This window comes from Variovorax sp. 01N429 (assembly GCF_056399425.1).
The window spans coordinates 418,520-431,193 of sequence record NZ_JBFTRG010000004.1 but is presented as its reverse complement, the minus strand read 5'-3'; the positions used below and the strand labels follow the sequence as shown (position 1 = coordinate 431,193).

Annotated in this window: 14 protein-coding genes; 10 read left to right on the top strand and 4 right to left on the bottom strand. The window is 64.8% G+C overall.

What is annotated here, in order from left to right:
• Positions 1–18 precede the first annotated feature (18 nt).
• Positions 19–759 carry a cytochrome c oxidase assembly protein gene (locus AC1DSF_RS10370; protein WP_478143878.1) on the top strand — a complete coding sequence of 247 codons (741 nt, stop codon included), beginning with the start codon at positions 19–21 and terminating at the stop codon, positions 757–759.
• Positions 756–1,268 carry a CopD family protein gene (locus tag AC1DSF_RS10365; RefSeq protein WP_478124659.1) on the top strand — a complete coding sequence of 171 codons (513 nt, stop codon included), beginning with the start codon at positions 756–758 and terminating at the stop codon, positions 1,266–1,268. The genes AC1DSF_RS10370 and AC1DSF_RS10365 overlap by 4 nt, the downstream gene beginning before the upstream one ends.
• On the opposite strand, the gene AC1DSF_RS10360 is transcribed toward AC1DSF_RS10365, so the two are convergent.
• A complete protein-coding gene (locus AC1DSF_RS10360; protein WP_478124658.1) occupies positions 1,232–1,780 on the bottom strand; it encodes a DUF2231 domain-containing protein in 549 nt (182 codons plus the stop codon). The genes AC1DSF_RS10365 and AC1DSF_RS10360 overlap by 37 nt on opposite strands.
• 36 nt (positions 1,781–1,816) lie before the next feature.
• Here AC1DSF_RS10360 and coxB point away from each other — a divergent pair, with 36 nt between their 5' ends.
• The 4 genes from coxB to AC1DSF_RS10340 are packed head-to-tail and all read left to right on the top strand — an operon-like array spanning position 1,817 to position 6,756.
• A complete protein-coding gene (gene coxB, locus AC1DSF_RS10355) occupies positions 1,817–2,536 on the top strand; it encodes a cytochrome c oxidase subunit II (protein WP_478124657.1) in 720 nt (239 codons plus the stop codon).
• A complete protein-coding gene (gene ctaD / locus AC1DSF_RS10350) occupies positions 2,533–5,070 on the top strand; it encodes a cytochrome c oxidase subunit I (protein WP_478124656.1) in 2,538 nt (845 codons plus the stop codon). Before coxB ends, ctaD begins: the two co-directional genes overlap by 4 nt.
• Complete coding sequence (locus tag AC1DSF_RS10345) at positions 5,067–5,414, top strand: hypothetical protein (protein WP_478182791.1); 348 nt, start codon at positions 5,067–5,069, stop codon at positions 5,412–5,414. Before ctaD ends, AC1DSF_RS10345 begins: the two co-directional genes overlap by 4 nt.
• 16 nt (positions 5,415–5,430) lie before the next feature.
• On the top strand, positions 5,431–6,756 hold the full coding sequence (locus tag AC1DSF_RS10340; RefSeq protein WP_478182790.1) for a ferredoxin reductase family protein: 1,326 nt from the start codon (positions 5,431–5,433) through the stop codon (positions 6,754–6,756).
• Positions 6,757–6,804: 48 nt separating this feature from the next.
• On the opposite strand, the gene AC1DSF_RS10335 is transcribed toward AC1DSF_RS10340, so the two are convergent.
• From AC1DSF_RS10335 to AC1DSF_RS10325, 3 genes are read right to left on the bottom strand one after another with little or no spacing between them, the layout of a single operon-like run.
• Entirely contained in the window at positions 6,805–7,146 is a 342-nt protein-coding gene (locus AC1DSF_RS10335; RefSeq protein WP_478124653.1) for an NIPSNAP family protein, read from the bottom strand.
• The gene (locus AC1DSF_RS10330) at positions 7,130–8,899 is read right to left on the bottom strand and encodes an FAD-dependent oxidoreductase (RefSeq protein WP_478124652.1); all 1,770 of its coding nucleotides are present in this window, start codon (positions 8,897–8,899) and stop codon (positions 7,130–7,132) included. The genes AC1DSF_RS10335 and AC1DSF_RS10330 overlap by 17 nt, the downstream gene beginning before the upstream one ends.
• A complete protein-coding gene (locus AC1DSF_RS10325) occupies positions 8,896–9,855 on the bottom strand; it encodes a flavin reductase (protein ID WP_478182789.1) in 960 nt (319 codons plus the stop codon). The genes AC1DSF_RS10330 and AC1DSF_RS10325 overlap by 4 nt, the downstream gene beginning before the upstream one ends.
• 77 nt (positions 9,856–9,932) lie before the next feature.
• Between AC1DSF_RS10325 and AC1DSF_RS10320 the strand changes: the two genes are divergently transcribed.
• From AC1DSF_RS10320 to AC1DSF_RS10305, 4 genes are read left to right on the top strand one after another with little or no spacing between them, the layout of a single operon-like run.
• Positions 9,933–11,126, top strand: coding sequence for a thiolase family protein (locus AC1DSF_RS10320; protein WP_478182788.1), 1,194 nt, complete (start codon positions 9,933–9,935; stop codon positions 11,124–11,126).
• Positions 11,123–11,545 carry a Zn-ribbon domain-containing OB-fold protein gene (locus AC1DSF_RS10315; RefSeq protein ID WP_478182787.1) on the top strand — a complete coding sequence of 141 codons (423 nt, stop codon included), beginning with the start codon at positions 11,123–11,125 and terminating at the stop codon, positions 11,543–11,545. The genes AC1DSF_RS10320 and AC1DSF_RS10315 overlap by 4 nt, the downstream gene beginning before the upstream one ends.
• Before the next feature lie 15 nt (positions 11,546–11,560).
• Positions 11,561–11,887 (top strand): NIPSNAP family protein, encoded by a 327-nt coding sequence (locus tag AC1DSF_RS10310; protein WP_478182786.1) that lies wholly within the window; start codon positions 11,561–11,563, stop codon positions 11,885–11,887.
• Between the two features lie 27 nt (positions 11,888–11,914).
• A complete protein-coding gene (locus AC1DSF_RS10305; protein WP_478124647.1) occupies positions 11,915–12,673 on the top strand; it encodes a FadR/GntR family transcriptional regulator in 759 nt (252 codons plus the stop codon).
• Position 12,674: the final 1 nt, after the last annotated feature.

The following is a 12,674-nucleotide window of genomic DNA, read 5'->3' as shown; positions in this document are numbered from 1 at the left end:
CGGGGGAAAGGTGATCTTGTGGGTGGTCTTGTGACGCTGGATTTCGCAATCGCCTACTGCGGCCCTGCGCCGGTCCCTTCGGACCTTTGGACGCGCTGGAATACGGATCCACTGCTGCTGGCAGCGCTCATCGCGTTGTCAGTGGCCGTTGCCCGAGGCAAATCGTCCGACGCGCGTGCGGGCTGGAGTGCGCTCGCGCTGATGTTCATTGTCTTCGTGTCTCCACTCTGCGCGTTGTCATCGGCATTGTTCTCGGCGCGGGTGTTCCACCACATGCTGCTCGTCACTGTCGTTGCGCCGCTGCTGGCGCGGGCCTTTCCGCTGCCACGCGCGGGTACTCCGCCGCTGGCGATGCTCGTCGCTGCCCACACCATCGTGCTGTGGCTCTGGCACGCACCCGGGCCCTATGCATGGGGGCTTGCCAGCGTGCCGTCCTATTGGCTGATGCAGGTTTCGCTGCTCGGCACCGGGTGGCTGCTGTGGCGCGGCGTGTTTTCGGCATCGACTCCGACGGGCCCCGCGCTGATGGCACTGGTCGCCACCATCGCGCAAATGGGTCTTCTCGGCGCGCTGATCGTCTTCGCCTCGGTGCCCCTCTACCCGGTACACATCGCAAGCGCAGTGTCCTGGGGGTTCACTCCGATCGCCGACCAGCAGCTTGCGGGGCTGTTGATGTGGGTCCCCGCGATGCTGCCCTATCTGGGCGTGGGGCTCTGGCTCGCATGGTCCAGCCTTCGACCGAGCGAGCCCGCCCTGTGACGACGTTCCTCAAGTTCGCTCATCTTGCGGCGATCGCGGTCTGGTCGGGCGGACTGATCGTCCTGCCCTTCCTCTTCTGGCAGCGCAAAGCTCTGACGGCGAGCGGAGACCTCGACCGCCTGCACCGCATCACGCGCCTGGTGTATGTGGAGATGACTTCGCCCGCCGCGTTCATTGCTATCGGCACTGGCACGGCGCTGATCTTCCTGCAGGCGACCTTCGTCGAATGGTTCACCATCAAGATGGTGCTGGTCAGTCTCATGGCGATGCTGCACGTGGTGGCCGGGCTGGTCATGCACCAGTTGTTCATGCCCAGGGGCCATTTCGGCCGCTTCTCATTCGTGGCGCTCACCGTCGCCTATGTCGTGCTGATCGCCGCCATCCTCTGGGTCGTGCTGGCCAAGCCTCACATCGACTCGAACATGTTCGCCGCGCACCTGTTCGAGCCCGGCGGCCTTTCACGGCTGTGGCATCAGTCCTTCGGCGACACCAGGATGCCGATGCCATGATCGAACACCAGCTTGCCGCCATGCCAGCCGGCGAAGCCGACCATGACCGAGGCGATTGCCGACAGCACGAGACCGTGCGGCAAGACCGATGCGGGATCGGTCAATCGCAGTCCCCAGCTTGCGCCTGCGATGGCAACCAAGGTCATCGCAGCGATGGCGTGCGACCAGCTTGCCTCGTGCAGCCGAATTCCGCGGACAAGCAGAAGCTCACCGGTGCCGACGATGCTCGCGCCCACGCCGCTCCAGAACGCCATGCCCGACGCCCAGATGCCCGCGCGCAGCCAGAAGGCATCGGCGGACCACCAGTAGAAGACGTCGACACCGAGTGTCGCGACGATGAACGCCACCGGAAAATGCACCAGCATCACGTGGATCGGGTGCCCGATCACCGCGACGGCAGAGCCGACATCGAGCCGCTGCAGTTCAAGCAGGACTTCGCTCTGCGAAGAAGCAGCCCTGTCGGCAGTCTTGCCGAGAACTCCGTCGCTAACTCCGTCGCTATGGCTCGCCATGCTTCTTCTCCTTTGCATCGGACGCCGACGCAGTCAATGGGCGGCCATCGTAGCGTCTTGCGCGCGGTGCTCCAAGCCGGATCGTTGGCGGCGTTGTCCGCGTTGTCTGGTTGCACCGGGCCGTTGTCGGCGCTCGATCCCTCCGGACCGGCTGCCGCTTCGATCGCGACGCTCTGGTGGGTGATGCTGATCGGCTCGGCCGTTCTCTTCCTTCTCGTCATCGGGATCTTCATCCAGGTGTTCAGGCGTCCGGGCTGGGGCTCCGGCGTCTCTCCGATGCGGTGGATCGTCCTCGGCGGACTCGTGCTGCCCGCTTGCGTCCTGCTGCCGTTGCTGGCTTATGGGCTCGTGACCGGCGAACGCTTGCTGCCCCTGCCCGGCAGCGCGCCGCAGCAGCGCATCGAGGCGGTGGCGGCGCAATGGGCCTGGACGTTTCGCTATCCGGAGCACGGCGGCGCCGAGACACGCAACGTCCTGCTTCTGCCTGCCGGCCAACCCGTCGACATGGCGGTGACGAGCAAAGACGTGATCCACGCCTTCTGGGTTCCGCGCTTCGCGGGCAAGATCGACGCGGTGCCGGGCCGGACCAACAGGCTGCGCATCCAGGCCGACCACCCCGGCCGCTACGAAGGAACCTGCGACGAGTTCTGCGGGCTGGGCCACGCCGGCATGCGGTTCGTCGTCATCGTCCATCGACCGGAGGACTTCTCCGCGGCCCTGACACAGGCGCTCGAAGCACCGGAGGCGAAGAAATGAGTGGACCCGTCAGTTCGCAACCCGAAGGTGCACACGCACTCCGGCTGCACCGCCAGTTGAACCGGATATGGGCCACAGGTCCTGGCTGGCAGCGGCTTGCCGCCGTGAACCACTCGGTCATCGGCAAACGGATGTTCCTCACGTCCTTCACGTTCTTCCTCATCGCGGGCGTGCTGGGCATGCTGACGCGCGTGCAGTTGGCGACGCCGCATTCGGGCTTCCTCGACCCCGAGACCTACAACCAGGTCTTCACGGTCCACGGATCGATGATGCTGTTCCTGTTTGCCATTCCGATGGTGGAGAGCTTCGCGGTCTACCTGACGCCGAAGATCCTCGGCACGCGCGATTTCGCATTTCCGCGGCTGACCGCCTACGGCTATTGGTGCTATCTCTTCGGCGCGTCGATCATCACGGTGTCACTGGTGCTGGGCATCGCGCCCAATGGCGGATGGTTCATGTACACGCCGCTCAGTTCAAACGTCTATTCGCCGGGCGTCAATGCGGACATCTGGCTGCTCGGCATCACCTTCGTGGAGATCTCCGCGCTGTCGCTCGCGGTGGAGATCACAGTCTCGATCCTGAAGATGCGCGCACCGGGCATGTCGCTCGACCGCATGCCGATTTTCGGCTGGTACATCCTTGTGACGGCGCTGATGATGATCGTCGCCTTCCCGCCGCTCATCCTCGGTTCGATCCTGCTCGAACTCGAGCGCGCCTTCGGTATGCCCTTCTTCGACCCCACGCGCGGCGGCGACTCACTGCTTTGGCAGCACCTGTTCTGGCTGTTCGGCCATCCGGACGTCTACATCATCTTCCTGCCGATGGCCGGTGTGCTGTCGACGATGATCCCGGTCTTTGCCAACCGGCAGTTGGTCGGATATCGCGCGATCGTGGTCGCCATCATCGCGCTGGCATTCCTGAGCTTCGGCATCTGGGTGCATCACATGTTCACCGTGGGCATTCCGCATCTCGCGCTCGCCTTCTTCTCGGCCGGCTCCGCCATCGTCGCCGTACCCACCGCCGTGCAGGTCTTCGCGTGGCTCGCGACGCTGTCGCACGGCAAGCCGCGCTGGGGCGTGCCGATGCTCTACATCTTCGGCTTCTTCTTCATCTTCGCGATGGGCGGGTTGACCGGCGTGATGCTCGCGATGGTGCCCTTCGACTGGCAGGCGCATGACACTTACTTCGTCGTCGCGCACATGCACTACGTGGTGGCAGGAGCGCTCGCGTTTCCGATGATGGCCGCGATCTACTACTGGCTGCCTCTGGTCACCGGGCGCACGGCCGTGCATCGATTGGCCGTGCCCGCGTTCTGGCTGATCTTCATCGGCTTCAACATGACCTTCTTCCTGATGCACCTGACGGGCCTGCTCGGCATGCCGCGGCGCGTCTATACCTACCGCGGCGACGAAGGCTGGAACTGGCTGAACCTGTTGTCATCCGTCGGGGGGTTCGTGATGACGATCGGCTTCGGCCTGCTCCTTATCGATCTTGTCGTGCAGTTGCGCTTCGGACGCCGCGTGCGGCGAGACCCCTGGAAGGCAGCGACTTTCGAATGGGCCATGGCGCTGCCGCCGGCGTCGTATGCGTTCGCCTCAATTCCGCACGCGGGTCCACAGACCGACAGCGTGCCAAGGGGCGAGCTAGCCTTGTCGCTGGCGCGCGGCGAGGGCTACCTCGGCTTTGCGCGCAACGGATGGCAAGAGACGCTGGGTGTCCACATCACCAGCGGCAAGCCGGATCAGGTGATCGTCCTGCCCAATCCCACCTACCTGCCGCTGGTCACGGCGATCGTCACCGGCGGCGTGGTCCTGGGCTTCCTGTTCAAGGCTTACTGGCTGTCGCTCGTGTTGGCGCTCGTCACCTTCGGACTGTTCGTCCATGCGGGCAGTCGCGCGGGGCTGTCGCGCGACCACGGGCCGTTGCCAGTCGGGCTCGGCGTCGAAGTGCCGCCGCACACCGAGGTCGCCAGCACGCCGTCCTACCTCGCGATGATCTGCGCCCTCTTCGCGAACGGCACGCTGTTCACATCGCTCATTTTTGGCACCTTCTATCTCTGGCTGGCGGGCGGGGACTGGCAGAAGATGACGCCGCCGACACCCAGCTGGAGTCTTGCATTCGGCGCCATCGTGTCGCTTGTCATTGCGGCAGTCTCGACACGCGGCTCGCTCAAAGTGGTGGCCGCCAGCGGCAAGGCATCAGCCTGGATGGGCCTCACCGCGATTGCGCTGATCGCTGCCGTTGCAGCCATCGTGCAGATGATCCTGGGCGTGACTCCGAGCCCGCGAGAGCATGCGCTCGGGGCGACGGCATCGGTGCTCCTGGGCTACGTCGCCTTTCATGCCGGCGCCGGACTGCTGTTTCTCTTCAGCAACTTCCAGCGTGTGCGCAATGGCTACATTTCGCAGCGCCGTTCGAGCGACCTGCGTCTGACGCAACTCTGGGTTGGCTACACGCTGGTCACGGGCATCATCGCGGTGGGACTCGTGCTTGCCTTGCCCTCACTGGTGACCGTACTCGGGGCCCGCCCATGAACGCCGCCACCAGCGCGATCGTGCCGCCCCGACGCATCTGGTGGCTTGCGGGCGGCTTCGGTGTGTGGTGTCTTGCGCTGTCGGTACTCTATGCGCTTCATGCGGTCGGATGTGCCTTCGGCTGGCCGACAGCCGTGCTCCGCTGGAGCCTCGTCATCGTGTTCATCGCGCACCTGCTCGTCATCGGCTGGATGTGGCTGAAGTTCGCCAGGCAGACACCGAATGCAGACGCTGGCAAGACTGGTAGCTTCCTGCACGACGTGATCGTGTGGTCGACCATCGTGGCCTTTGCCAGCGCAGTGCTCGCGCTGGGGCCGCCGCTGCTTCTCAGGACATGCATTTGATCTGACGCGTCGACACATGACGAACCGCGATCTCCTGCGAAAGGCCGTCTGGGCAGTCATCTACCTGCTGTTCATCCTCGCGCCCATGCTCGCGCTGCTGACCGGCACCCTGCCACCGAGCCGCAATTTCTGGACCGAGTTCTCGGTGGGGCTCGGCTACACCGGCCTCGCAATGATGGGACTTCAGTTCGGGCTCACCGCGCGCTTCAGGTATGTCACCGATCCCTGGGGCGAAGATGTCATCTACCACTTTCACCGGCGCATCTCGCTCATCGCCGTGGCGCTCGTGGTGGCGCATCCACTCATCCTGATCGCCACCGGCTCCGACAAGCTCGCGCCGCCCGAGACGCTGGCCGATGTGCCCATGGGCGCCGTCTTCGCGGTGCTTTCGCTCGGCTCGGTCGTCACGCTCGTGGTCATGGCGCTGTGGCGTGTGCGCCTGAAGATCAGCTACGAGCTTTGGCACATCACGCACATCCTGCTTGCCCTGCTGGCCATCGGTGGCGGATTGCTCCACATGGTGGGCTGGGGCTTCTATCTGATCGACCCCATGAAGCGCGCCCTCTGGATCGGCATGACGCTCTTCTGGATTGCCCTGCTGGCCTACGTGCGCATCTTGAAGCCGCTCTTCATGCTGCGGCGGCCCTATCGCGTGTCGGAAGTTCGCCAGGAACGCGGCGATACGACAACCCTCGTGATGCGGCCCGAGGGGCATGCGGGCTTTCGCTTCAGACCGGGCCAGTTCGGTTGGTTGACGCTATGGGGCAGCCCTTTCAAGATCACCGGCCATCCGTTTTCCTTCTCGTCGAGCGCCGAAGCCGCGGATGGACGCGTCGAGATGACCATCCGCAAGCTCGGGGATTTCACGAACGAAATCCCCAAGGTGCCGGTTGGCACGCGCGTCTATCTGGACGGTCCCTACGGCGCATTCACCACAGGCAACCCGGCCGACATGCACGTGCTCATCGCTGGGGGCATCGGCATCACGCCGATGATGAGCATCATCCGCACCTTCGCGGATCGCGGGGACAAGCGGCCGCTGATCCTGATCTATGGCAGCAAGGATTGGGAGTCGGTGACCTTCCGGGAAGAACTGGACGTGCTGGCGAAGCGGGTCGACCTGACGTTGGTCCACGTGCTCTCGAACCCGCCTGAAGGTTGGACGGGTGAAAAAGGCCGCATCACGGTGGAGGTGTTCAAGCGCCACCTCCCGCCGAACTACGCGGCTCACGAGTATTTCATCTGCGGACCCGATGTGATGCTCGACGCGATCGAAGCGGCGCTGGGGGAGATGAAGGTGCCGCTGGCCAAGTACCACTCTGAACGGTATAGCTTTGTGTAGTAGTAGCTGTAGGGACTCATTGAAGTTTTCAGTCCCTCATCCTGACCTTCAGGTGGGAGATCTCCAGCCTGTCATCGGGACTGCCTTGATCAGCCGCGTCTCCTGCGCCGTGATCAGGTGCTCAGACGCTTTCAAATAGGCAGGGAAGTCTGGGTGCGCATCGCGCGCCTGGCAGCGCCGTTCGTAGTCGGCCAGGTCGTCATAGCCCCAAAGATGCACGAACTGGTTGAGCGGGCCGACATGGCTCACGTAGAAGCCCAGCGGCGTACCCAGCGTCTCCATCAGGAACGGCAGAGCCATCCGGTTGAAGACCTCGAGGAATTCCGGCATCTTGCGCAGCCGGATCGTGTAGATGCGCTGATCGACCAACGGCTTAGGCGGGTATGACATCGGCTTGACTTTCGGTCGTGGGAGTCATGTTGGTCGTTGAAGAAAGCGCCGCCTCCAGCCCGGCCAAGTGGCGCCCGGTGATGTAGCCGAAGGTCATGATCGGCCCCAGCGTGATACCGGCGCCCGGGTAGTTGCCACCCATCACGCTGGCGCGGTCGTTACCCACCGCGTAGAGGCCCACGATCGGCTGGCGCTGCGCATCGAGCACGCGCCCCACCACGTCGGTGGCGATGCCATCGAAGGTGCCCAGGTCGCCCATCACCACGCGCAGCGCGTAATAGGGACCCCGGCCGATCGGCGCCACACAGGGATTCGGCTTGTTGTCCGGGTCCGCGAGGTAGCGGTTGAAAGAGGTCGTGCCGCGGCCGAACTGGCGATCTTCACCGTGCACCGCGCCTTCGTTGTACTCGCGCACCGTCCGCTCAAGCCCGGCCGGGTCGATGCCGGCCTTCTGGGCCAACTCGCGCACCGTGGCGCCTTTGAGCAGATAGCCGTTGCGCACCAGCGGCCCGAGCGGCATCGGCGCCGGCTTGGCATAGCCCATGCCGTACTTGCCAATCGTGGCCTGGTCGCAGACCAGCCACATGCCGGTGTCTGCGCCCTGCCCTGACGCGACCATCGCCGCGCCCACGTCGTGGTACGAGTTCGATTCGTTGGTGAAGCGCCTGCCGTTCGTCAGCACGCCGATGATGCCGGGCTTGTAGCGGTCCAGCAGATGCGGAAAGGCGCCGTACTCACCGTTGCCCAGCGGCACCTTCGATGTCGGCATCCAGGCGGCCGGCGAGCTGAAGCGAATCTCCACGCGCCCGCCCACCTTCTCGGCCATGCGTGCACCGTCGCCGGTATTGCCCCGGGGCACCGGTGAGAAATGCTCGCCACCTGCGCGCACGTGCGGGTAGGCCTGGGCGATGCGCTGCAGGTCATGCGAGAAACCGCCGCCGGCCAACACCACGCCCTTGCGAGCGACGATGCGCTGCAAGCCTTCTGGCCCCTTCACCAGTGCACCGATGACGCGACCGTTTTCGATGATCAGTTCCTGCGCCGGCGTGCTCGTGCGAATCGGAATCTTCAGGTCGAGCGCCGATTTCGCCAGCCGCGCCGCCAATGCATTGCCGCTCGTCACATTGATACCGCGCCGATAGAGCACCAGTTCCTTCACATGGTTGAGCAGGCGCTTGACGACGTACTGGAACGAAGCAAAGGACTTGCTGAAGCGGAAGAAATGCTTGAGATCCGCGTTGGCGGAGTTGAACATCATCCCGATGAAGGTGATGGTCGCGAGCGGCTGGCGCAGCCGAGCCATATCCGGCCCCAGCGCGCGGATGTCGTAAGGCGCAGCAAGGATGGAACGTCCGATGTCCACGCCGCCGGCCGCGTCGGGATGGTAGTCGGGGTAGAGCGTGGGGATGAATCGCACCTCCGTCTCACTTTCGAAGAACTCCACCATCTCGGGGCCCCTGTCGATGAAAGCCTCGACCGCCGGAGCGTCGTACCAGCGCCCCGTTTCGGCCTTCATGTAGCGAATGACGGCCTCGCGCGTATCGGCGTAGCCGGCCTTCTTCGCATGCGGCGACAGCGGAATCCACAGCACGCCGCCGGAAAAGGCAGTGGTGCCGCCGAACACCGGCTCCTTCTCGACGACGATGACATCCAGGCCGTTCTTCGTGGCAGTGATGGCGGTCGAGAGGCCACCGGCGCCCGAGCCGATCACCAGCACGTCACATTCCGTCGTGGGTAGTTCATTCATTTTCATGCGAGGGTCTCCTGCGCTGCGGCACCGCGGCGAAGCTGGTCGAAGTAGTGGCTCATTTCGGCTTCCGCCGCGTCGGGGTCGCGCTCGCGCATGTGCGCGAGGATCTTCCGGCGCACCGGCACGAGCTCAGGACGGGCCCGAAGTGTGGAATCGGTCTGCAGCACATGCCGCAGCAGCGTCGTGAGCGTCTCCGCCACGACCACCAGCACGTCGTTGTGCGCGGCCTTGGTAACCAAGCGGAAGAACTCGATGCTGGCCTCGGCGCGATGCGCTGCATCCTGATAGTTTTCGATCTCGGCGATGTTGCTCTCGATGGCGTCGAAGTCCTCCGTCGCGCCGTTCTGGCATGCCAGGCGCAGCAGCATGCAATTGATCAGCCGCCGCGCCTGGTCGAGGTGGAGCGAATCGAGCTGTCCGCTCGCGGCCAACTCACGCAGCGACTGCGCCAGCATCATGTAGGCGCCCTTGTAGAACACCAGCGAGGCTTCCTGCCGGCCGTGGTCGAACTTCGCCACCTGGCCGAGGAAGAGCGCGTGGTCGCCGGCGAGGTGCTCGGCGAACTTGTCGCATTCGAAGGTGGCCACGCTGCCGGCGATCACCGGCAGCCCGCGGTGGCCCGACGTCCATGCCACGCCATCGAACTTGTCGACGACGGCACCACTGGCGAAGCGCGCCGACAGCTCCTTCTGGTCCTCCGCCAGCACATTGATCGCGAAGGCACCGCTCTGACGGAAGTCCTCCAGGCTCTTGCTGGCCAGTCGCAGGCCCCAGGACACCAGCGGCGGCTCCAGCGACACCGAGCTGAAAGAGTTGCAGGTGAGTCCGATCGGTTTTCCATCGGAGCCAGTGGTGGTGATGATGGCGACGCCAGTCGGGAAGCTGCCGAGCGCGCTGCGGAAGGCCCGCACGTCGAAGGCGTTCTGCGTGTCGGCGGACGCGAGGTTCGGGTTCGTCACGGGTTTGTTCCAGAAGTTGAATGGTTAGACCATTATAGATATACTGGCCTACCATTTCAACCAAGGGGACCCACCCAATGACTCGTCGAGTTGCCATCATTGGCACCAGCGCGATCCCGGTCGGCCGCCACCAGACCAAGGCGGAAGAGCCGCTGCAGGTGCTGGAGCAGGAGATCATGACCAAGCTGGTGGTCGAGGCAGTCGCGGACGCCGGCGTCGAGAAGAAGGACATCGGCAGTCTGGTGCTGACGCTGCCCAGGCCCTACACGCTGCAGAAGTACTTCTCCACTTTCCTGGTCAGCCATCTGCGCCTGCAATGCACCGGCAGCGTGCTGGAGGTGATGGGCAACGGCATGACTGGCGCTGTCTGCTTCGACCGGGCCTGCGACGAGATCCTGCTCGGCCGCACCGAGGTCGCGCTCGCGCTGGGCATCAACATGGAGGCGGCCACGCCGGCCTCCGAGCACGCGATGAGCAGCATGCGCACCACGGGCGACGTGGACTTCCATGCCTCGGGCGGCTTCATCCCCATCAGCTGGTACGCCATGGATGCCATGCGCTACATGCACGAATACGGCGCCACGCGCGAGCAGCTGGGTGCGGTCGCTGTCAAGAACCGCTGGCATGCCTCGATGAACCCGCTGGCGCAATACCGCAAGCCGATCACCCTGCCGGAGGTGCTGGAGCAGCGACCGATCGTGGAGCCGCTGGGCCTCTATGACGTGCCGGGCCGCAGCGACGGCGCGGCCTGCCTCGTGCTGGCGTCCGAGGAGGTCGCGAAGTCGCTCGGCCGCCCCTATGCACTGGTGCGCGGGCGCGGCTTCTGCCATGACGGCTCGCACCAGATCAACGAGGTGCCGAACGACATGACCGAGCTGATCGCCGCAAAGCAGGCGGCCGCCACGGCGTACGCGCAGGCAGGGCTCTCCGCGAAGGACATCAACGTGGCCGAGTTCTATGCGCCCTGCACCATCGTCGAGGTGCTGGTGAGCGAGGCGGTGGGCTTCTTCCGGCGCGGCGAAGGCGCACCTGCCGCCGCCGACGGCAGCACAAAGCTCGGCGGGCAGATTCCGATCTCGACCTCTGGCGGCCTGACCTCGCGCGGCCATCCGGCGTACGTCACATCGCTCTACAACTACTGCGAGATGGCCGACCAGCTGCGTGGCCGCGCCGGCGAACGCCAGGTCGCGGGTGCACGCCTGGGCCTGACTACCGGCGAACTCGGCAACTACAACGCCGCCCTTGTCCACGTGATGGAGGCCCAACGATGACGCTCGAGATGATTCCCGTCGCACGTGCGCGCGCCTATCCGCCGCGCGTGTCGGCCTTCACGCAGACCTTCTGGGAAGGCCTTCGCGACGGCCGCTGGCAAAGCACCTGCTGCGAGGCCTGCGGCAAGTTCACCTTCCCGCCCAAGCCGGTGTGCCCGCATTGCTGGTCGCCGCGGATGCTGTGGAAAGAGCTCGGACAGCGCGGCATGCTCTATTCATGGACACGTATCCATGCCGCACCCAAGGTGTTCGTGGACGAAGCGCCCTATGCCGTGTGCGTGGTCGACCTCGACATCGGCCTGCGCATCGCCACCCGTCTCGTCGAGCGGGATGGCAAGCCGTTCGAGTGCGGCATACCGGTCGAACTCGTCGTCCTTCAGTACGAGGACGGGCCGCTGCTCGCCTCGCGTCCGCTCTAGTAAAGGATTCACCCCGTGTTCTACGAATTCCGCACCTATACCTGCGCTCCGGGCAAGTTGCCCGCAGTCCTCAAGCGCTTCGAGACGACCACCCTCGGACTGTTCGAGAAATACAGCATCCGCCGCGTGACGCCGGTCTTCACCGTTGCCGTCGGCGAAGACAACATGCAGGTCAAGTACATGCTCCAGTGGGAATCGCACGAGGAGCGCGACCGCGCATGGGCGGCTTTCCGCGCCGATCCCGCTTGGCACAAGGCCCTGGCCGAGTCTGACAAGGACGGCCCGGCGGTCGTCAGGATCGCCAATGAACTGCTCGCGGCGGCGTTTCCGCTGGCCGGTTGAACGGGGCGAGGGGCTAGAATCCGCGCCGTGAGCCACGCAGACCTCCGCACGAAAGAAGCCTTCGAATCCTCCCTTGGATTCGAGCCCATCGCACCCTCGCGCGCGTTCGAAGAGATCGCGGCGCAGATCCGCGACCTGGTGGCCACCGGCCGGCTCAAGCCCGGCGACCGCCTCCCCGCCGAACGCGATCTCTCCGCAAAATTCAAGGTCAGCCGCAACACGCTTCGCGAGGCGCTGCGTGCCCTCGAACTGAGCGGAATGATCGAGCTGCGCAAGGGCGCCGCCGGCGGCGCCTTCGTGCTTCCGGGCAACTCCGGCGTGGTCGTCAACGGCCTGCGGGACCTCTATCACCTCGGCGCCATCAAGCCCGCGCATCTCACCGAGGCGCGCGTCTGGCTGAGCGAGATCGTGGTGCGGGTGGCCTGCGAGCGCCTGACCGAAGACGATCTGAAGGCGCTCGAACTCAACGTGGCACAGGCCACCAAGGCCGACAAGGCCGGCAACTTCGAGGAGCGCGCGGACTTGCATCGCGAGTTCCACAACCTGTTGGCCGCAGCCACCCGCAACCCCATCATCGAGATCACGATGGAAGGTGTGATGGAAGTGATGCGCGAGTTCGTCAAGGCCATCGGCCCGAGCGACAACCCCTACACCCTGCCCTCGCGCCGCCGGCTGCTCAAGCACCTGCGTGCACGTGACGCCGATGCAGCGGTCGCCGAGATGAACAAGTTCCTGGAACGCCTGCAAGCGAACTACATGGAACTCTGGAACTCGCGCAAGCAGTGAG

Coding starts and splice junctions, on each gene's coding strand:
- AC1DSF_RS10360 (WP_478124658.1), bottom strand. CDS start 1,780: ATGGCGAGCCATAGCGACGGAGTTAGCGACGGAGTTCTCGGCAAGACT.
- coxB (WP_478124657.1), top strand. CDS start 1,817: ATGGGCGGCCATCGTAGCGTCTTGCGCGCGGTGCTCCAAGCCGGATCG.
- ctaD (WP_478124656.1), top strand. CDS start 2,533: ATGAGTGGACCCGTCAGTTCGCAACCCGAAGGTGCACACGCACTCCGG.
- AC1DSF_RS10345 (WP_478182791.1), top strand. CDS start 5,067: ATGAACGCCGCCACCAGCGCGATCGTGCCGCCCCGACGCATCTGGTGG.
- AC1DSF_RS10340 (WP_478182790.1), top strand. CDS start 5,431: ATGACGAACCGCGATCTCCTGCGAAAGGCCGTCTGGGCAGTCATCTAC.
- AC1DSF_RS10335 (WP_478124653.1), bottom strand. CDS start 7,146: ATGTCATACCCGCCTAAGCCGTTGGTCGATCAGCGCATCTACACGATC.
- AC1DSF_RS10330 (WP_478124652.1), bottom strand. CDS start 8,899: ATGAAAATGAATGAACTACCCACGACGGAATGTGACGTGCTGGTGATC.
- AC1DSF_RS10320 (WP_478182788.1), top strand. CDS start 9,933: ATGACTCGTCGAGTTGCCATCATTGGCACCAGCGCGATCCCGGTCGGC.
- AC1DSF_RS10315 (WP_478182787.1), top strand. CDS start 11,123: ATGACGCTCGAGATGATTCCCGTCGCACGTGCGCGCGCCTATCCGCCG.